Consider the following 19,416-nt stretch of genomic DNA (forward strand, 5'->3'; position numbering starts at 1 on the left):
AAATTTTTAAGAAACTGAACCCTTAAAACAGCTTTAAAACAAAAATTGAGGGTAGAATTTAAATAATTATGCCCGCAATTTTAGCTGCATTTTTAAAAATAACCTATTTTCTGAATGTGCCTTCTTGGTAATGGTAAATAAGAACCACTTCTATGATACCTTTGTAGAGTACTTAATACATTGGGTTGTAATTTTATGTTTCGCAACAAAAATATCTACAACCCTTTAAAAAAAAATCAAGATGGCTTCAAAATAAAAATCACGTTTTTGGAAGTTTTCTTGAATATTTTATTTTGTTCACTTTTTTTTACCATTTTCCAAAAGGTTTTAGAACAATTTATCGTCCTATTTCTTAGCAAAAAACCAAAAAAGGTAAAGTTATTTCCTGTTTCCTGTTTACTGGAAACTACAACTTTAAACTTTTGAAACCTACTAACTAACTGAAGACTAAAAAACCTATTTTAACCCTCCAGTCATTTCCTCTGGTTTTACCCAAGCATCATATTCCTCTGGAGTTACATATCCTAAACGAACAGCTTCGTGTTTTAAAGTAGTTCCGTTTTCGTGAGCTGTATTTGCAATTTCTGCGGCTTTGTAATAACCAATTTTGGTGTTTAAAGCAGTAACTAACATTAAAGAATTACTTACCAATTCTGCAATTCTTGTATGATTGGGTTCAATACCAGCAACACAGTTTTCTTCGAAAGAAGTACAAGCATCTCCAATTAATTGAGCAGATTGCAACACGTTTGCAGCCATCATTGGTTTAAAAACGTTTAATTCGTAATGGCCTTGGGTTCCACCAACTGTAACAGCAACATCATTACCCATAACTTGTGCACAAACCATTGTAATTGCTTCTGCTTGTGTTGGATTTACTTTTCCTGGCATAATAGAAGAACCAGGTTCATTGGCTGGAATGATAATTTCTCCAATTCCAGATCTTGGTCCTGAAGCCATTAATCTAATATCGTTTGCAATTTTATTTAATGAAACCGCAATTTGTTTTAAAGCACCATGTGTTTCTACTAAAGCATCGTGTGCTGCTAAAGCTTCAAATTTATTTTCTGCGGTTATAAATGGCAACTCTGTAAATTCTGCAATGTATTTTGCTACTAAAACATCATAACCTTTTGGAGTGTTTAATCCTGTACCTACTGCAGTTCCTCCTAAAGCCAACTGGCTTAAATGCGCTAATGTGTTTTCTAATGCTTTTAAACCGAAATCTAACTGTGCCACATAACCAGAAAATTCCTGACCTAATGTAAGTGGAGTAGCATCCATTAAATGTGTTCTACCAATTTTTACAACATCTTTAAAAACAACAGCTTTGTCGTGTAAAGTATTTCTTAATTTTATAATTCCAGGCATTGTTGTTTCTACAATTTTCTTGTAGATAGCAATATGCATTCCTGTTGGAAAGGTGTCGTTAGAAGATTGCGATTTGTTTACATCGTCATTTGGCTGAATGGTTTTTTCGCCTTCGCCAATAACTTTTCCTGCAATTTCATGAGCTCTGTTAGCAATTACTTCGTTCACATTCATGTTCGATTGTGTTCCAGAACCTGTTTGCCAAATTACTAACGGAAATTGATTGTCGTGTTTTCCTTCTAAAATTTCGTCACAAACTTGTGCGATTAAATCTCTTTTTTCTTCTGCTAAAACGCCTAATTCTGTATTTGTGTAAGCTGCAGCTTTCTTTAAATAGGCAAAACCATACACAATTTCTAAAGGCATAGAAGCTGGTGTACCAATTTTAAAATTGTTACGAGAACGTTCTGTTTGTGCTCCCCAATATTTATCTGCTGGGACTTCAACTTGACCCATTGTATCTTTTTCAATTCTGAATTTCGTCATTTTATATAGAATTTAGTCTTACAAATTTACAAAAAGCCGTTAAAACTTTATGAACAATTCTCTTGAAATACTGTTGAAAAAAAATAAATTTTGATGGTAAAATCTGAAAATATGTATTATTTTTGCAATGTTAATTATTCAAATTAGAAACAAATGTTAGATTTTTCTCAATTTTCAGGTTTAGTTTTATTCATGTTTATTTTTACAGCTGGTTTTTGGTTGTTAATATTCTTATTAACATTTGTAGTTCCTTATTGGATTGGTGGAACTATTTGGGAAAATATGAAATTAAAGAAAGAAGCAAGAAAAGCTGCTGAAGGAAAGTAGTTTTCTAAAAATATAGTTTAAAAAACTCGTTTAATTTAATTGAACGAGTTTTTTTGTGGGTTTTCCTTTGATAAAGTAGGTTTAAATGAGTGTTTTTTTGAATAAACACTTCATATCTTTTGGAAAGACTTTTTACATTTTTTTGGCTCATAGCATATCCTTCAATAATAATTAACTCGCTTAGAGAAATTACTTCTTTATCAGGATAAATATACAAGCCATCGCTCATACACATTACACAATTAGTCGAAAATGAATTTATACTTGCAAAAAGGAAAAAGAAAAGGAGTAGATTTTTCATAAGAGTAGTTTTATTTAAGTTTTTCAAAAACTATTCCATAAACTAATAAGAATTCAATATTTCTAAAACTTCGGCTCTTTTTCTAACAGAAACTGGCACATTCGATTTATCGGTTAACAAAAGATAACCTCCATCAGATTTTATAAACTCTTTAATGTATTTCGTGTTTATTAAATGGCTTTGGTGTACTCTTAAAAAACCGACTTCCTTTAGCATGTCTGCATAATATTTTAATGTTTTAGAAACTAATATTTTTGTGCTATCATTAAAATGAAAAGTGGTGTAATTATTGTCGGATTTACAGCGGATAATATCACTAATATTTACTACAATTATTTTATCGGAAGTATGTAAAGAAATCTTTTCTGGCTTGTTATGTGGCGAAGTTACAGCTTGCTGTAAAACCTCTAGTTGTGCTTTGTCTGGTTGAATTTGATTTTTTGCTTTCTCAATGGCAATCTCTAAATCGGAATCTGAATAGGGTTTTAAAATATAATCAATTGCAGAAAATTTGAATGCTTTTATGGCATGAGCATCACTTGCAGTCACGAAAATAATTTTCGATTGTAAATCAGGAAAAATTTCCAGAACATCGAAACCAGTTCCATCACCCAACATAATATCAAGAAATAAAATATCTGGCGTTTTTTTACGAATTAATTTAGAGGCTTCTACAACAGAAGTTGCAGTGCCTAAAATTTCAATTTCTTTATGATTATTGGAAATATCGCTGGTTAGCATTTCTAATGCTAAAGGATTGTCTTCTATGATGATTGCTGTAATTTTCTTCATTTTTAATAATCCGTTTTTAGTGGAATTTTAAACCAAACTTTAGTTCCTAAAATATGGTTTTCTTTTGTTATTTCTTCAATGGTAAAAGTGCCTTTTTTTGATAAATTTTCGATTCTTTCTTTCGTTATTTTTAATGCGACAGATTTATGAGAAATATTATTATTTACTTTTTTAGATTGATGAAATCCAATGCCATTATCGGTAATTGTACACTCTAAATTGTGTTGTTTTACCTCAAAATAAATGGTAATTTTTCCTTCTTTATTTGCTAAAATTCCGTGTTTAATAGCATTTTCTACAAAAGGTTGCACCAACATTGGCGGAATTAGAATTTCTTCAACATCTATATTATTTAAATTTGTTTCTATCTTATATTGAAAAGATTTTGAACTCATTTTTTGCTCTAAACCTAAGTAGTTTGTCAGCGTTTCAATTTCGTTTTTCAAACTAATTTCTTCCAATCTCGAATTGTTTAAAACACTTCTTAAAAGCACAGAAAATTGTGAAACTGTTTTGTTTAATTCCTTTGTGTTTCCAGCATTTCCTAAGGCTTTTATTCCGTTTAAAACATTAAAAATAAAATGCGGATTCATTTGTAATTGCAACGCTTTATGCTCCAAAGTTAATAAATGATTTTTGAGTTTTAGTTGCTGTACTTTTTGTTGATTTTTTTTATTGATTTTTCGAATATAAATATCGATAATTAACGCTAATAAAAAACAGAAAATAGCGATTGAAAGTATTATAAACCATACTTTTAAATAAAAAGGTTTATCAATAGTAAAAGAGAATTTTTTACGACTGATTTCATCTGAATTTTTAAATTTCGATTCTACAATAAAATTGTAATTTCCATATTTTAAATTTGCAAAATCTACCCTTTTTGTAGAACTCCAAGGAGAAAAATCGTTGTTTAATTGAAAACGATATTCTATATTTTTTGATTGTTGAATGGCAATACCCTTAAACAAAAAAGAAATATTATTTTGGTCAGATTCTAATAACAATGTTTCATTTGAATAATTATTATTTAGTGAACTTAAAGAACTAAAGTTTACTAAAACATCTTCAATTATTAGAGAAGGAGATCTCGTGTCTTTCGAATTTTTATTTATAAAAATTCCATTATCTGTTGCTATAAAAACATTGTTTTCAGCATCTTTAAAAATCTTGAAAATAGTGTTTGTTTTTAAATTGCTATTGTATTTATTAATGCTTTTTTTAAAGTTGAAAGTAGCAACTTCTAAAATAGTAATTCCATTATTTTTAGTAATCACATAAATCTTATTATTTATAAGAGAAATGTTAGAAATATTATTTTTTGTATATTTTTTAACGAAATTTTCTTCACCTATAATGTTTATAATTGCATTGTTATTTTCTACAACTAAAAGAGAAGAATTTACTTTTAAAAACGAATTATAAGTTCCGCTTTTAAGCTTTTTTATTATTGTTGGTTTATAAAGTTTATCTAATTTCCATAAGCCGCTATTGGAAGCAATGTAGAAGAACTTATTGTAAAAAATAATATCGTTAACAACCGAAAAATCTAAATTATACGTGGTTTTTAAAGGTTGTAAATAATTTGTTTTAAATTGAAAAATCCCTTGACTAGAACCCACATAAATTTGATTGTTATGTTCAATTATTTTGTGGATTTCTTTGCCTTCAAAATTAGAAAACCCTTTTTTAGTTCTTATGGTTATTCCGTTTTTTGTACCTATAAAAAGACTATCATTTTTAGATAAAAGTGTGGTTGACTTTTTTGTATTAAATTTCGTGATTTTTTCTCCATCAAACCGTAAAATACCTTTATCAGAAGAAAACCAGAGATACTTATTTTTATCTTGATGGATATCAGAAATTTTATACGATGTATAATCTTTAAAAACTTCTAATTTTTCGAAGTTGGTTTCTTGTGAAAAAACAGCATTTATAAATAAAACCGAGAAGATAAAACACAGCAAATTTCTCTTCAATATAAGTTGAAAAGAATTAGATTTTACTTTATTTTTTAGAGAAAAATTCATTTTAACAAACTTACTAATTAAAACGTCATTACACTATTTTAAATTTTGTGTAATGACGTTTTCTCCATCTACAATTTCCATTCCATTTACTATTTCATTGCATACAAACGTTTGTTGTTTGTATCTGGTTCTATATGTTTTAAGTCTCCATAAGGTTTAATTAAAGGTTTTAAAACACACAACCCTGTAGTTCTACCTCTAATAACCAACATGTTATTTTTTACAGACCATTTCCATCTAAACTTTTCAATAGGAATGTTTAATTTGTTCAGTTCTGTTACTAATTCGCTCTGTAATTCAATCCAATCCATTACTTCTTCTTGTATTGTAAATTTTGGCATTTCGTTGTCTGTATTGTGGAAATCGAATTTCCAAACCACAGGAATCGAAAACTGAGTTGTATACGCTTCGCCTACATATCTTTCCTCTTCGTTGTTTAGGGCATCATACCAATCGATTTCTGTTTCTTCTGGGTATTTCTTCGCTATTTCTTTCGATAAATCCATTTTTCCTGGAGAATTTGCAGTAGGATAAAATACATAGAAAGGTTTCGCTAAATAATGATTCGAGAACTTTCCTCCGAAAATCGTGTGGTAAGGAGAGGCTATAACTTTAGGCATTTCTTTGGTATAAAAAGCATCTTTTAACGTGTTTATTAAATCGGCATTTTCTATTAAACCAGAAGCATGAAATATAATTTTAGAATTGCTATTTACCACATTTTTTAATTTTGGCAAAGTTCCTTGAGTAATTGTTTTTCTTAGTGTTTCTGCAGTAATTTTTTCTCCTCTTACCACAGTTTCTAAATTCATTCCTTTATAAGGATTGCTTTTATTTACAATATGAATTTCGCTATAAGGATTTTGATTTCCATTATCATTTAACCAAGTAATTATTTCTTCCAAAGAATATTGCCCATCGATTACTTTTAGCCCTTTTTCTTTAAAATAATTTCTTGCTGTGGAATAAAATGTTTCATTTCCTTTGTCGAAACCAGCAATAAATACAATTGGTTTTTTATAGGTAATTGTTTTTGTTTCCGCTAAAATAGGAGTGCTATTTTTAGCAACAGTTTTAGTTTTATTTTTGTTTTTTACTTCAGGATTATCGCATTGCAAACAAAGCGTTAATGTGATTATAAAAGAACATACAATAATTAATTTTTTAGATAAAGTTTCCATAATTTCTACTTGTTTTAGTGTTAATACACTGTAAAAGTAGTACCGAACTTCAGTTAAATTTTGGTAGTATTAGAATTCGTGAAGGATCAATTAGAATTCGTAACGAGTTGGTGTTTTTTTTTTGACTTAGGAAGGAACTATAAGACGTAAGACTTTTGGATTCATATCAAATCTGTCTTACGTCTTTCAGTCTTACGTCATTTAATCTTATGTAAAAAATTACTCTATAATCACTTTATTATAATTTACCAATTCAGTCAATCCTTCTTCATTAGGATTTTTAGCAAACGAACGTAAATAAGCATCCATATATTTTATGATACGCTCTTCAGGATAAAAAAGCACTTTATTATCATATTGTGCCCATTCATTCATTTGAATATATGCTTTTCCATTTTTATATCTATAAAAATTTTGAATATGTTCTGGAAGTGCTTCTTCCAATTCTTCATTTAAAAAAACGTTGTAATAGTTTAAATCTGCCGTAAAAAAGTGAAAAGAAAGCAAATTATCGTAAAAACCAGTTAGGTTATTTGCGAGAGGTAAAACCATCGTAAACACTAACACAACTAATTTTTGTTTGTTAAAAAATTGTAAGAAGAAATCAAAGCCTTTTGTAGTTTTTAGTGTCCAAAATATAATAAATACACTAATTATATTCTGAATATTCCAAGGAACCACATTGTAGCCATACCCTAAATAGAAGAGTAAAAAAGTAATAGTTCCATGCATTATTATAATAGATATCACTCCGAATTTTCTCGTTTTATTAAATAGTAAAAGAATCCCCATTAACGCTTCTAACCAAGGAACTGCGTAGGTAAACAATTCTAAAAATCTTTGAGGCAAACAAATTAATGCTGTGTTTACAGTTTCTACGCAACTAAAATGTTTGTTTAAAGCACTTAACCATTGCACATAAAATGCTTCGTTTACTTTCTGGATTCCACTCCAAAAATAAGTGGCGAAGAAGATGAGAATAACTGCATATAAAACTTTTTTGGCACCCGCATTTTTAGGAAAAATTACAATGGCAAAAATGGTTAAGAAACTTTGATAAAAGTAGGGTTGCAACCTATTTTGATCTACCAAAGCCAAAAAAACATAAAGTAAAACAACCAACCAACCTTGCCATCTTTTATTTTGAAAAATATAAATTATTTGAATTACAAAGAAAAAACCAGCTAAAAAATAATCGAAAGGAGCAGTAGGAATTGGCAACCAATCGAACAAAGGAATTACTGGAAATATTTTTGTAGTTACCCACAATTTTGGAGCATATACCATCATTACCAAAACAGGAAGAATGGCTAAAATTCTTACGTAATTTATTTTTTGTTGGTTGGTTAGGTTTTTGAGCATGTTATTAAAAAAGACTATTTAATTTAATAATTTTATTTTTTTGTTCTTTATTTAGATTGTTTAATTCAAGCCAGTCTTTAATTAATTGAAAACTCCAACTATTTAACGTTATTTTGTTATTTTTAAGATACTTTTTTAAGGTGTTTTTTTGGTTGTTATATTTTTCTAAATTATTTTCTAAAGCATAAATAATTGCTTTAAAATATATAATTAAAGAATAATAATCTTTAGTAATAAATTTTTTGATTTCTATTTTGTTCAAATGTTTTTTTGCTAAATCAATATTATTTCCAATAATATAAGCTTCAATTAGGCTTAAATGATATCCTGATGCCTTTGGGTTTTTACTAATATAATTTTTGTAAAATGTGTAAGATTCATTAAAATATTTTTCAGAAAGAGTGTTTTTTTTAATTTTTTTGGCTAACATTCCTGCTTCTGTCCAATTATTAGTATTAAATTTTTTAGAAGCTATTGCAAATTTTTTGATTGCTTTTAGTGTGTCTCCTAAAGCTAAGTAGCTTTTTGCTTGGTATTTAAAATTTGGTAGTATAGAATTTAAAAATCGAACGTTTTGTGAAGTGTCTTTTTTGATTTGAATATCTGAAATATCAATTGCTTTTTTATATCTTTTTGAATAGTACAGCGCTTCAATATAATCATCCTCATATAAATATTTATAAGCTATTTCTTTATTAATTTTGAGAGATTTTTCAGCATACTCAACTCCTTTTTCATATTCTTTATTACCTATTTTTCGATTTGCAGTTTTAGCATAAGCCATTGCTAATTCGTCTGTTTTTTGCAGACTACTTTCTTGTAAATAGCCTTTTTCTGCAAAAAGCAAATTTAGCTCACTTTTATTACCTCTATAAGTATTAATTTTTTTGTTTTTATTTAAGTTTAGTGTTTTTAAAAACTTAGAATTTATTAAATCTTTTGGGATTTCAGAAATTAAATTTCCTCGAAGGTTTAATGTTGCCACTTTTATTGAGTCCCAACCAGAAGTTGGTAAATTTTTAATATTACAGTTCTCTAAATTAATAGTGTAGTTTTTAAATTTCGATTTTTTAAGAATATTAAATAACTGTTTTTCGTTTAAGTTTTTATTCAATGAAAGCTCAATAAATTCTAATTTTGGTAACCTTGAAAAAGAAATAGGCAATTTAGTAATGTTATTTTTAAGAACTTTTAAGGTTATTGTAGTATCTTTTTTAAAATTTCTATCATATACAAAGTTATAATAACTCCTATTATAAAGGTATAACTTTTTTAAACTTTGAAGATTACCGAAATTTTTAGAAAGTTCTTGTAAATTATTATTAGTTAAAGCTAATCTTTCTAATTTTTTAAGTTTACCAAAAGATTTTGGAAGTTTTTTTAAGTGACAGAATTCTGCATCTAATATTTTTAGAGCCTTAAGGTTTCCAAAATTAGTTGGTAATTCTGCGATTTCATTTCTGGAAATATTTAAGTATTTTAAATTTTGTAGTTTTCCAAAAGATTTTGGAAGTTGAGAAAGCTTATTTAATTCTAAGTTTAAGTAAGTTAAATTTTTTAATTTTCCTATTCTTTTAGGTAGTTGTAAAATATAATTTTCTTCTAAATTTAAGGAATCAAGATTTTTTAAATATATAATTGACTTTGGTAGTTTTTCTATTAAATTGTTGTTTAAACTTAAATAAGAGATGTTTAATTTCCCTAAATCTTTAGGTAGCTTTTTCAATTTATTATGTTCTAAATAAACTCTTTTTAATTTTGATAAATTTATAAAACTTTTGGGTAACGTTTTAATTTGATTAAAGTAAAGTTTTAGAGTTTCAATATTTTGTAATTTATTAATATTATTATTAACGACCTCTAAATCACTGCCTTGAATTTCAATATTTTTTAGATTTGTAAGGGAATAAAATTCGATTGGTAGTTTTTTTGAAAATTTATTATTAGAACTATAAAAGCTTTCGAGATTTTTTAGTAAGCCTATTTCTTTGGGTAAACTATTAAGTTTGTTGTTAGATAATTTTAGTTCTTTTAAGTTCTTTATTTTTGATATGTCTAAGAAAATATTAGTAGAGTTTTTAATTTCTACTGAAGAAAGAGAGAGTTCTTCAAGGTTTTTAAAATTTCCCAAAAAATTGCTTTTTATAGTCATCCAATTTAAATCCAAATATTTTAAATTATTTAATTTAGAAAATTTAAGAATATCTTTTATTGAATTTTCATCAGCACTAAAACTTAAACTTAATGATGTTAAGTTTTTAAAATCTTTAATGCTTTCAGGGAATATAATTTTATTTGAGCCAGAATAGGATAGACCTTTAATATGACTCAGTTTTGAGAAATTAGGGTTTTTAAAAATTTTATTTGGGAAGTTATTCCAAATTAAAACTAAATTTTCTAATTGAGGAAGTTTAGAAATTGAATTGATAAAATTATTATAATTCCAATAAAAATCTCCTTTTAAAGAAATAGTTTTTACTTTTTTAAGTGTATAAATGTTCTCAGGAAAAACAATGTTTGTTACTTTTCCTTCATCAAATAATGAGGCAGGTGTTTTAAATTGAACATACTCTAGGTTTGGAAGCTTTTCTAAATTTTTTACAATAGCTTTTAAATTTAAATTTTCTGAAATTTTTATTGAAACATATTTTATTTTAGAAAGTATATGTACAGAATCTTTGTTTTCATTAAACTCTTTTTCTTTGTATTGAAAAACATTGTTAAACCCAAATCTTTTTAATTGTAGCATATCTGTTTCATATTTTCCTCCATAAGAACGAATAAACTGATTAGAATACTTGTTGTAGTTTTGTGATTTGACAGTGAAACTAAAAGACAGTATTAAAAAAAATACAAAATTAAATTTCGCCATAACAATTTGTTTTAAAACATTAATTTTTCTGTTAAATATTTACTAGTATAAGATTCTTTATTTCTCGCTAATGCTTCTGGAGTTCCTTGGAAAATTAGTTTTCCACCATTTTTTCCTCCTTCCAATCCTAAATCAATAATATAATCTGCACATTTTATAAGTTCTATGTTATGCTCAATAACAATTATAGAGTGTCCTCTATCTATTAAAGCATTAAAAGAGCGTAATAATTTTTTAATATCATGAAAATGTAAGCCTGTTGTGGGTTCATCAAAAATAAATAAGGCTTTGTCTTTTGTGTTTCCTTTTACTAAAAACGATGCTAATTTTATTCTTTGTGCTTCTCCACCAGAAAGTGTGGACGAAGATTGCCCTAATTGCACATACCCCAAACCAACATCTTGTAAAGGTTTTAGCTTTTGTGCAATTTTTGTGACTAAGTTTTCAGAGAAAAAAGCGACAGCATCATCAATCGTTAAATTTAAAATATCGTCTATATTTTTTCCTTGAAAATTGACTTCTAACACTTCTTTTTTAAAACGTTTTCCATTACAAGCATCACACTCCAAATGCACATCTGCCATAAATTGCATTTCAATGGTAACTTCTCCTTCGCCTTTACAAACTTCACAACGACCACCTTCAACATTAAAAGAAAAATGTTTGGGTTTGTAGTTTCTTATTTTCGATAATTTCTGATTTGAAAACAATGCACGAATATCATCATACGCCTTAATATACGTTACAGGATTCGAGCGAGAAGAACGCCCAATAGGATTTTGGTCGATAAATTCTACATGTTTTAAATTTTCGAAACTTCCTTTTATATCTGTATGCTGACCAATTTTTTCTCCATAACCAATCAGTTTTTTCTGCATAGTTGGGTACAAAATACTTTTTACCAACGTACTTTTTCCTGAACCAGAAACTCCTGTAATAACCGATAAACAATTCAGTGGAAAAGTAACATCTATATTTTTTAAATTGTGTTCTCTTGCACCAATTATTTGAATATTATTTTTTGATGTTCTACGTTTTGTAGGTACTTCAATTCGTAAATCGTTATTTAGATATTGCGCAGTTAAAGAATCGGATTTTAAAATTTCTTTAAATGTTCCTTCTGCAACTACATTTCCTCCAAAAGTTCCTGCTTCTGGGCCAATATCTATAATATAATCGGCCTCTTTCATAATATCTTCATCATGCTCAACCACTACAACTGTGTTGCCTAAGTCACGCAAGTCTTTTAAAACGCCAATCAATCTTTCTGTGTCTTTTGGATGCAAACCAATACTTGGTTCGTCTAAAATATACATGGAACCCACCAAGGAACTTCCCAACGAAGTTGCCAAATTTATACGCTGACTTTCGCCACCAGAAAGTGTGTTGGAAGTTCTGTTGAGGGTTAAATAATTCAACCCAACATTGGTTAAAAATTGCAAACGATTGTTAATTTCGGTTAACAAACGTTTTCCAATTTTCTCTTCATATTTGTCTAATTTTAAATTTTTGAAAAAAATAGATAATTCATCTAAAGGAAGCGTTACTAAGTCGGAAATTGTTTTTTCGTTTATTTTTACATAATTTGCTTCTTTTCGCAAACGTTTGCCATTACAGGTCGTACATTTTGTTTTTCCTCGATAACGAGACAACATTACACGATTCTGAATTTTATAACTTTTTTCTTCTAAAGTTGTAAAAAAGTGATGAATTCCATTAAAACTTTTATTCCCATTCCAAACCAATTCTTGTTGTTTTTCAGTCAACTCGAACCAAGGTTTGTGAATTGGGATATCAAATTTATAGGCAACATCAATTAAATCTTCTTTATAATGAATGTAAGAAGGGGTTTTAAAAGGGAAAATGGCGTCTTCCATAATAGATAAACCTGTGTTGGGAATTACCAAATCTTCGTCAATTCCAATAACATTTCCATAACCTTCGCAAGTTGGGCAAGCGCCATAAGGATTGTTAAAACTGAATAAATGTGTGTTTGGTTCTAAGAAAGTCATTCCATCCAAATCAAACTGATTGCTAAATTCAGCTACTTTATTATCTGCTAAATTTTCTATAAAACAAATTCCTTTTCCCTCGAAAAAAGCAGTCTGAATTGCATCTGCCAATCTGTTGTAAAAATCCTCATCATCTTTGGTTACAATTCTATCAACTACTAAAAATAAGGGTTCATTTCTATAGTCTTTCTGAGGAAAATCGGCAATTCTATGTACTTTATCGTTCCATTTTAAACGCGCATATCCTTGTTGTTCTAAAACTTGTAAAACGGTTTTTAAATCTCGATCTTTAGTAATTGCAATGGGAGCTAATAATAAAAGCTTCGTTTTATCGTCGAATTTCTTTACAAAATTAACAACGTCGGAAACCGTATCTTTTTTTACTTCTTTTCCTGAAATAGGAGAGAAGGTTTTCCCAATTCTGGCATATAATAATTTTATATAATCGTAAATTTCTGTTGATGTTCCAACTGTAGAGCGTGGATTTGTAGAGTTTACTTTCTGCTCAATCGCAATTGCAGGCGCAATTCCTTTGATATAATCTACTTTTGGTTTGTGTAATTTACCTAAAAACTGACGTGCATAAGAACTCAAACTTTCCACATAACGTCTTTGCCCCTCTGCATACAACGTGTCAAAAGCCAAAGAAGATTTTCCAGAACCAGAAAGTCCAGTAATTACCACCAATTTATTTCTGGGGATAACAACATCTATATTCTTTAAATTGTGGAGTTTAGCTCCTTTTATGATTATGTTTTCTTTAGGATTTACTTTGGAAATATCTTTTATCATTTAGCGGGAAATATGAACGATAAATTTACCAAAAAATTGCCTTTTTTTAGTGAATTTATACTTTTTTTAAGAAAAGTTTGTTGGATTGAAAAATAATATTCATATTTGTTATTCATAAACCACACAAAATTAGACGTATATAGTATAAAAATTACTTTAAAATTATTAACTAAATAATAACAGGAAAAGCCTTTTCGCTTTTCTACAAAGTAATTATGATACGTGTAAACAAAATTTCAGACAGTATTTTAGTAAGCGACTATATTAATGGTAGTGAGGCTTCTTTATCGATTTTAATCAATAGGCATCAACAGCGTTTGTTTAGCTTTATTTATAGTAAAGTGCAAAGTAAAGATGTTACAGAAGATATTTTTCAGGATACTTTTATAAAGGTAATTCGAACTTTAAAAAAAGGAAAATATAATGAAGAAGGAAAATTTTTACCTTGGGTGATGCGAATTGCGCATAATTTGGTAATCGATTATTTTAGAAAGAATAATAGAATGCCAAATTTTAAAAATACAGATGAATTTGATATTTTTTCTGTTTTAGGAGATGGAAGCTTAAATGCGGAAAAACAATTGATACAAGAACAAATTTACAGTGATGTTCGAGAGTTAATTAACGAACTTCCAGACGAACAAAAAGAAGTTTTGTTAATGCGTATGTATAAAGACATGAGTTTTAAAGAAATTAGCGAAAACACTGGTGTTAGCATTAATACAGCTTTGGGTAGAATGCGTTATGCGTTAATAAATATGCGTAAATTAATAGAAAAACATAAAATTATTTTGGTAAATTAATAATAATTGTAAAATTGTTGCGTTAACTGTTTATAACCAATAAATTAAATAGCTTATACGATGCAACTTTACTCCAAAAAGTCGTCTAATTTACAGATGCAACCGAAAAAAGAAACAGTTCAATTTTTGATTGATTTTTCCAAATCGCTAACTATTGTAAAAACCAAATCAAAAAATTTCATTGAATTGAATTTGAATTAAGAGTGGAAAAAGCTTCAACGAATGTTGAGGCTTTTTTTATGAAACCTCTTTTAATTTCCACAAAGGGGAAAAACACTCTTCTCTTAAAACTTTTGCTAACTTTTCCGTGAAATTCGTGTTTTAGCTTTTTTATAAACAAAAGAAAAGCTCTGTGAACTTCTGTGCCTTCTCTGTGAATCTTTGTGTAATAACCTTTTTATCCGTGCAAATCTGTGAAATCTGTGTCTTTTAATTTTTTATCACGTTGTAAATCTCTACGTAACTCTATTAAAAACTCTGAGAATCTCTGTGTAACAACACTATTTTTTATAATAAGCATCCAAAACAGACTTTCTACCAATCGTTTTCGTGATAATATCTTTCTCTAAATCCCAACCTCTGGCAGGAGAATACTCGCGTCCATACCAAATAATTTGTAAATGTAAATCGTTCCATAATTCTCTTGGAAATAAACGTTTTGCATCTTTTTCGGTTTGCGCCACACTTTTTCCGTTCGATAAATTCCAACGATACATTAATCTTAAAATATGAGTATCTACAGGAAAAGCAGGCACTCCAAAAGCCTGGCTCATAACAACACTCGCAGTTTTATGACCAACTGCTGGTAATTCTTCTAAACCATCAAAAGATTGTGGAACTTCGCCATTGTATTTTTCGATTAATATTTTAGATAAACCATAAATACCTTTCGATTTCATTGGCGATAAACCACAAGGACGAATAATTTCCTTAATTTCTTCTACAGATAGTTGCACCATATCAAAAGGATTATCTGCTTTTGCAAACAATAAAGGCGTAATTTTATTTACACGAACATCTGTACATTGTGCTGATAATAAAACAGCTACCAATAATGTATAAGGATCTTTATGATCTAAAGGAATTGGTATTTCTGGGTAAAATGTTTGTAATGTATCGATTACAAATTGTACTTTTTCTTGTTTATTCATTCTTCTGAGAATTCAAGATTTAATATTTGAAATTCAAAGTTACAGCAACAAAAATAAATTTCAGTAAAATTTAAGATTAGTTTTAAAAGAACTCCTTTTAAACTTCGTATTTTTGAAAGAACTAATTAAAAATAATATGACAACATTAAAAATAGGAGATAAGGCTCCACAATTTGAAGCAAAAGACAATGCAGGAAATACCGTTAAATTATCTGATTATGCAGGTAAGAAATTAGTTTTGTTCTTTTACCCGAAAGCAAGTACACCAGGTTGTACAAACGAAGCGTGTGATTTACGAGACAATTATCAATCTTTTTTGGCAAAAGGATATGACGTTTTGGGTGCAAGTGCAGATTCTGCAAAAAGACAACAAAATTGGATTAATAAACACGATTTACCTTTTCCGCTTTTAGCTGATGAAGACAAAGCTGTAATTGAAGCTTTTGGAGTTTGGGGGCCGAAGAAATTTATGGGAAAAGAATATGATGGAATTCACAGAACTACTTTTGTTATCGACGAAAATGGAGTAATAGAAGATATTATATCAAAAGTAAAAACAAAAGCACATGCAGCGCAAATTTTGGGTTAGGCAACAATTAAACCCTGTTGTGTGCAATTTGCACAAAATTTTATCATAATACCAATTTTTGGTATATTTGAAAAAATATGTCAAATGAACAAAAACACATCAATATCACTCGGAAACTATTTTGACCAATTCGTTCAAAGCCGAATAAGTGAAGGAAGATTTAAAAACGTTAGTGAGGTCATACGCGCTGGACTAAGGCTTTTAGAGGAAGAAGAAAGTAAAGTGATTGCCTTAAAAAACGCAATACAAGAAGGAATTGACAGCGGAACTGCTCACGATTTTGACCCCAAAAAACATTTGGAATCTTTAAAAGCGAAAAAGCGCTCGAATGGCTGAATATAAACTGACCAACAAAGCTGTCGAGGATTTATCTAAGATTTGGGACTATATATTTGAAGTCTGGTCTGAAAAACAAGCTGACAAATATTACGATGGACTGATTTCTAACTGTGAAGAAATCGCAGAAAATCCAGAGTTGGGAAAAAACTATAAAGAAATATCAAAGCAACTTCTCGGAGTGAAAGCAAATCGGTACATAATATTCTACAGAACATTGGAAAAAAATTATGTTGAAATAACGAGGATATTGCACGAACGAATGGATTTAAAGGAAAGAATAACCGAATAAAAACTGCACACAACAATGGTTATAAGTAATTGCTTGTTCTCGCCTATTTTGGAAATTTCTGCGGAATTTCCAACTCGGTGTGTACTTGCAAAGTTAAGTGCTAACCCACGCAACTACTTATAGACGTTACCGCTAAATTCCGAATTTTATCAATTTTGGAGTACTTTTAGTATTGGTTATTTCAAATAATTCTCTTTTATGAGATTTTAAGGAGCTTTCTGTAATATTTAATTTTACAGAAAGTTCTTTTTCTTTTTATACTAAAACGTCATACTAAGTTTAAAGTTTAAAACTCTACCTGTCATAAAATTTGGGATTCCAAACTGCGTTTTAGAATACACATCTCTCACCCAAGTGTTGGTAATCGCATTCTGAATATCGAACATATTAAAAAGCTCTAAACCCGCTGTTAGTTCTTTAAATTTTGATAAAAAACCTGTTTGGTATTGTTTGTTTGCATCTGCAAAAACATAAGAAACACCTAAATCTGCTCTTTTGTAATCTCGCAAACGTTCTTGAAATTGATAAACATCGGAATAAGCAGGTGCTCCACCAGGAACTCCTGTATTGTAAACCAAGTTTAAATATGCTTTTAAATTCGGTAGGTTTGGCACATAATCTTGGAACAAAATTCCGAATTTTATACGTTGGTCAGAAGGTCTAGAAATATCTCCTCTGTTATCTATATTTTCTTCGGTTTTTAAATACCCTAAACTTACCCAACTTTCGTTTCCTGGAACAAATTCGCCATTTAAACGAACATCTAAACCATGTGCATAAGCAGTTGTAACATTGTCTGCTCTATAACGAATTCTAACATTATCTACAGAGTATGCATTTACATCTGTTAAATCTTTAAAGTACAATTCTGTTGTAAGTTTAAAAGGTCTTTCCCATAAATCGAAACTATAATCCATTCCTGCTACTAAATGTATCGATTTTTGAGCTTTAACATTTACATTAATCTTTCCATTAAATTTTTTTAATTCTCTGTAAGAAGGTGGTTGCGAATACCAGCCACCAGAAAAATGAAACAACATATCTCTAGCCCAATTTGGTTTTATTGCAAATTGTGCTCTTGGACTAATAATAAGCTGACTTTTAGAGGTGTTTCCGTTTGAAGAAACCGTCCAATTTTGTGCTCTAATCCCGAAATTGTACCAAACTTCGTTGTCGTTCCAAAAACGACGTTCGTTAAATTGAACAAACCCTGAAATACGATTAATTTGTACTTTATTATCTTCTCTAATATTCTGAAAAGGAATTATTGGACCTTCAAAAGGTTCGTAAGGTTGGTTGTTTCCAGCATGGTTTGGAGGACGCACAGAAAAACCTAAAGAATCGATTATTTCCCATTCTCTAATGCGTTCACGAACATCTTCATTTTGATATTTTACACCAAAATTCCATTGAGTTCTCTCTTTTTTATAAGTTCCTCTTATTTGCACATTGTTAATTAGTGCATCTAAATCGTTTCTTGCATGGTTTAATTGAGAACCAATTCCTTTAGCAAAATCGACTTCTCCAAAATCCTCTGAACCAATATTGGCATTTACTTCTCCCAAATTATAGGAAGCTAAAACATCGTAATATTCTTCTTCTTGGGTGTTGTAACTAGAAACTGTTGTTCTAAAAGATAAGTTATCATTTATTTTATAATCTGCAGACAAGGCATTAAATAAGGTAAAATAATTATTTTCTTCTTTACCTTTATAAAAAACAATTAATTCTAAAGGATTTGCAACGGTTCCAAAACGAGTTCTTCTGGAAATGGGTTGATAATTGTAATTATTCAATGAAAAATTACTCAAATAACTTAGTGTAAATTTATCTGAAAAATCATAAGAAATATAGGACTGCAAATCTGTAAAACGTGGTCTAAAATTGGTTTCAATTTGTTTGCTATTTACAAAAAGGCTGTTATCTCTATATCTAACTCCAGTAAGTATACTTAATTTATTATCTAAAAAAACACCTTCGAAAGTGGCACTTGCACCTAATAAACTTGCATTTACAGTGGTCGTAATTTCATTTGGTTTTCTGTAAGTAATATCTAATACAGAAGATAGCTTATCTCCATATTTTGCTTGAAATCCACCAGCAGAAAAATTAATGTTTTGTACCATATTCGAGTTTATAAAACTTAAACCTTCTTGTTGCCCAGAACGAATTAAAAAAGGTCTGTACACTTCAATTCCATTTACATACACTAGGTTTTCATCGAAATTTCCACCACGAACATTGTATTGTGTACTTAACTCGTTGTTGTTATTTACACCAGGCAAAGTCATTAAAACATTTTCTACGCCAGCATTTGGACCAACGATATGCTTCGCTTTATTAACATTTATCTTTGTAATTCCTTGAGCTTCTTTTCTTCGATCTTTTACTACAACCTCTTTTAACTCTTCTGTTTTTAATGATAAAATAGGAGAGAAGCGAATTGCATTTCTGCTAGTAGCTTTAATTTTTTTGTTGAAAGTTTTATAAGAAACGTGTCTAAAAATTATGGTAATTTCTTTTTTAAACGGAATTCGAATGCTGTAATTTCCATTTTCGTCTGTAGTTGTTCCTGTATTTCCAAATTTTACAGAAACATTTTCAATGGGCTGTTTTTCCTTGTTTTTTATAGTTCCTTTTAAAATGGTTGTTTTTTGTGCAAACGCAAAATAAGGGATACAAAGAAAAAGAAATAGTATAAGGAGTTTTTTCACGTAAA

14 protein-coding genes are annotated in these 19,416 nt (G+C 29.0%); 5 read left to right on the forward strand and 9 right to left on the reverse strand.

The genetic code is table 11. The annotated features are described in order from the left end of the window. Positions 1-456: 456 nt before the first annotated feature. Positions 457-1,857 carry a class II fumarate hydratase gene (gene fumC, locus J3359_RS01725; RefSeq protein ID WP_208079034.1) on the reverse strand — a complete coding sequence of 467 codons (1,401 nt, stop codon included), beginning with the start codon at positions 1,855-1,857 and terminating at the stop codon, positions 457-459. A 153-nt stretch (positions 1,858-2,010) separates the two neighbouring features. On the opposite strand from fumC, the gene J3359_RS01730 reads away from it, so the two are divergent. Further along, positions 2,011-2,184, forward strand: a complete 174-nt coding sequence (locus J3359_RS01730; protein WP_176397543.1) for a hypothetical protein — start codon at positions 2,011-2,013, stop codon at positions 2,182-2,184. A gap of 343 nt (positions 2,185-2,527) precedes the next feature. On the opposite strand, the gene J3359_RS01735 is transcribed toward J3359_RS01730, so the two are convergent. The 6 genes from J3359_RS01735 to uvrA all read right to left on the reverse strand — a co-directional run bounded on the left by J3359_RS01735 (position 2,528) and on the right by uvrA (position 13,526). Beyond that, on the reverse strand, positions 2,528-3,277 hold the full coding sequence (locus J3359_RS01735; RefSeq protein ID WP_208079035.1) for a LytR/AlgR family response regulator transcription factor: 750 nt from the start codon (positions 3,275-3,277) through the stop codon (positions 2,528-2,530). A gap of 2 nt (positions 3,278-3,279) precedes the next feature. After that, the gene (locus tag J3359_RS01740; protein WP_208079036.1) at positions 3,280-5,307 is read right to left on the reverse strand and encodes a sensor histidine kinase; all 2,028 of its coding nucleotides are present in this window, start codon (positions 5,305-5,307) and stop codon (positions 3,280-3,282) included. An 89-nt stretch (positions 5,308-5,396) separates the two neighbouring features. Continuing rightward, the gene (locus J3359_RS01745; protein WP_208079037.1) at positions 5,397-6,488 is read right to left on the reverse strand and encodes a hypothetical protein; all 1,092 of its coding nucleotides are present in this window, start codon (positions 6,486-6,488) and stop codon (positions 5,397-5,399) included. Between the two features lie 219 nt (positions 6,489-6,707). Beyond that, positions 6,708-7,850 (reverse strand): MauE/DoxX family redox-associated membrane protein, encoded by a 1,143-nt coding sequence (locus tag J3359_RS01750; RefSeq protein WP_208079038.1) that lies wholly within the window; start codon positions 7,848-7,850, stop codon positions 6,708-6,710. A gap of 4 nt (positions 7,851-7,854) precedes the next feature. Continuing rightward, positions 7,855-10,722, reverse strand: coding sequence for a leucine-rich repeat domain-containing protein (locus J3359_RS01755; RefSeq protein ID WP_208079039.1), 2,868 nt, complete (start codon positions 10,720-10,722; stop codon positions 7,855-7,857). Between the two features lie 11 nt (positions 10,723-10,733). Further along, positions 10,734-13,526 carry an excinuclease ABC subunit UvrA gene (gene uvrA / locus J3359_RS01760; RefSeq protein ID WP_208079040.1) on the reverse strand — a complete coding sequence of 931 codons (2,793 nt, stop codon included), beginning with the start codon at positions 13,524-13,526 and terminating at the stop codon, positions 10,734-10,736. Positions 13,527-13,741: 215 nt separating this feature from the next. On the opposite strand from uvrA, the gene J3359_RS01765 reads away from it, so the two are divergent. Next, complete coding sequence (locus tag J3359_RS01765) at positions 13,742-14,329, forward strand: RNA polymerase sigma factor (RefSeq protein WP_208079041.1); 588 nt, start codon at positions 13,742-13,744, stop codon at positions 14,327-14,329. A 500-nt stretch (positions 14,330-14,829) separates the two neighbouring features. Here J3359_RS01765 and J3359_RS01770 read toward each other — a convergent pair whose 3' ends face one another. Further along, the gene (locus J3359_RS01770; RefSeq protein WP_208079042.1) at positions 14,830-15,480 is read right to left on the reverse strand and encodes an endonuclease III domain-containing protein; all 651 of its coding nucleotides are present in this window, start codon (positions 15,478-15,480) and stop codon (positions 14,830-14,832) included. Positions 15,481-15,616: 136 nt separating this feature from the next. Between J3359_RS01770 and bcp the strand changes: the two genes are divergently transcribed. The 3 genes from bcp to J3359_RS01785 all read left to right on the forward strand — a co-directional run bounded on the left by bcp (position 15,617) and on the right by J3359_RS01785 (position 16,697). After that, the gene (bcp, locus tag J3359_RS01775; RefSeq protein ID WP_208080390.1) at positions 15,617-16,069 is read left to right on the forward strand and encodes a thioredoxin-dependent thiol peroxidase; all 453 of its coding nucleotides are present in this window, start codon (positions 15,617-15,619) and stop codon (positions 16,067-16,069) included. Between the two features lie 84 nt (positions 16,070-16,153). Further along, a complete protein-coding gene (locus J3359_RS01780) occupies positions 16,154-16,405 on the forward strand; it encodes a type II toxin-antitoxin system ParD family antitoxin (protein ID WP_208079043.1) in 252 nt (83 codons plus the stop codon). Then, on the forward strand, positions 16,398-16,697 hold the full coding sequence (locus J3359_RS01785; protein WP_208079044.1) for a type II toxin-antitoxin system RelE/ParE family toxin: 300 nt from the start codon (positions 16,398-16,400) through the stop codon (positions 16,695-16,697). Before J3359_RS01780 ends, J3359_RS01785 begins: the two co-directional genes overlap by 8 nt. Before the next feature lie 260 nt (positions 16,698-16,957). Here the strand turns inward: J3359_RS01785 and J3359_RS01790 are convergent, their stop codons facing one another. Continuing rightward, on the reverse strand, positions 16,958-19,411 hold the full coding sequence (locus tag J3359_RS01790; protein ID WP_208079045.1) for a TonB-dependent receptor: 2,454 nt from the start codon (positions 19,409-19,411) through the stop codon (positions 16,958-16,960). Positions 19,412-19,416 lie beyond the last annotated feature (5 nt).

The sequence above is a fragment of the Polaribacter cellanae genome, assembly GCF_017569185.1.
Classification (GTDB): Bacteria; Bacteroidota; Bacteroidia; order Flavobacteriales; family Flavobacteriaceae; genus Polaribacter; species Polaribacter cellanae.

Excerpts from the sequence above, each read along its gene's own strand:
- fumC (WP_208079034.1), bottom strand. The coding sequence starts at position 1,857 with ATGACGAAATTCAGAATTGAAAAAGATACAATGGGTCAAGTTGAAGTC.
- J3359_RS01730 (WP_176397543.1), top strand. The coding sequence starts at position 2,011 with ATGTTAGATTTTTCTCAATTTTCAGGTTTAGTTTTATTCATGTTTATT.
- J3359_RS01735 (WP_208079035.1), bottom strand. The coding sequence starts at position 3,277 with ATGAAGAAAATTACAGCAATCATCATAGAAGACAATCCTTTAGCATTA.
- J3359_RS01740 (WP_208079036.1), bottom strand. The coding sequence starts at position 5,307 with ATGAATTTTTCTCTAAAAAATAAAGTAAAATCTAATTCTTTTCAACTT.
- J3359_RS01745 (WP_208079037.1), bottom strand. The coding sequence starts at position 6,488 with ATGGAAACTTTATCTAAAAAATTAATTATTGTATGTTCTTTTATAATC.
- J3359_RS01750 (WP_208079038.1), bottom strand. The coding sequence starts at position 7,850 with ATGCTCAAAAACCTAACCAACCAACAAAAAATAAATTACGTAAGAATT.
- J3359_RS01755 (WP_208079039.1), bottom strand. The coding sequence starts at position 10,722 with ATGGCGAAATTTAATTTTGTATTTTTTTTAATACTGTCTTTTAGTTTC.
- uvrA (WP_208079040.1), bottom strand. The coding sequence starts at position 13,526 with ATGATAAAAGATATTTCCAAAGTAAATCCTAAAGAAAACATAATCATA.
- J3359_RS01765 (WP_208079041.1), top strand. The coding sequence starts at position 13,742 with ATGATACGTGTAAACAAAATTTCAGACAGTATTTTAGTAAGCGACTAT.
- J3359_RS01770 (WP_208079042.1), bottom strand. The coding sequence starts at position 15,480 with ATGAATAAACAAGAAAAAGTACAATTTGTAATCGATACATTACAAACA.
- bcp (WP_208080390.1), top strand. The coding sequence starts at position 15,617 with ATGACAACATTAAAAATAGGAGATAAGGCTCCACAATTTGAAGCAAAA.
- J3359_RS01780 (WP_208079043.1), top strand. The coding sequence starts at position 16,154 with ATGAACAAAAACACATCAATATCACTCGGAAACTATTTTGACCAATTC.
- J3359_RS01785 (WP_208079044.1), top strand. The coding sequence starts at position 16,398 with ATGGCTGAATATAAACTGACCAACAAAGCTGTCGAGGATTTATCTAAG.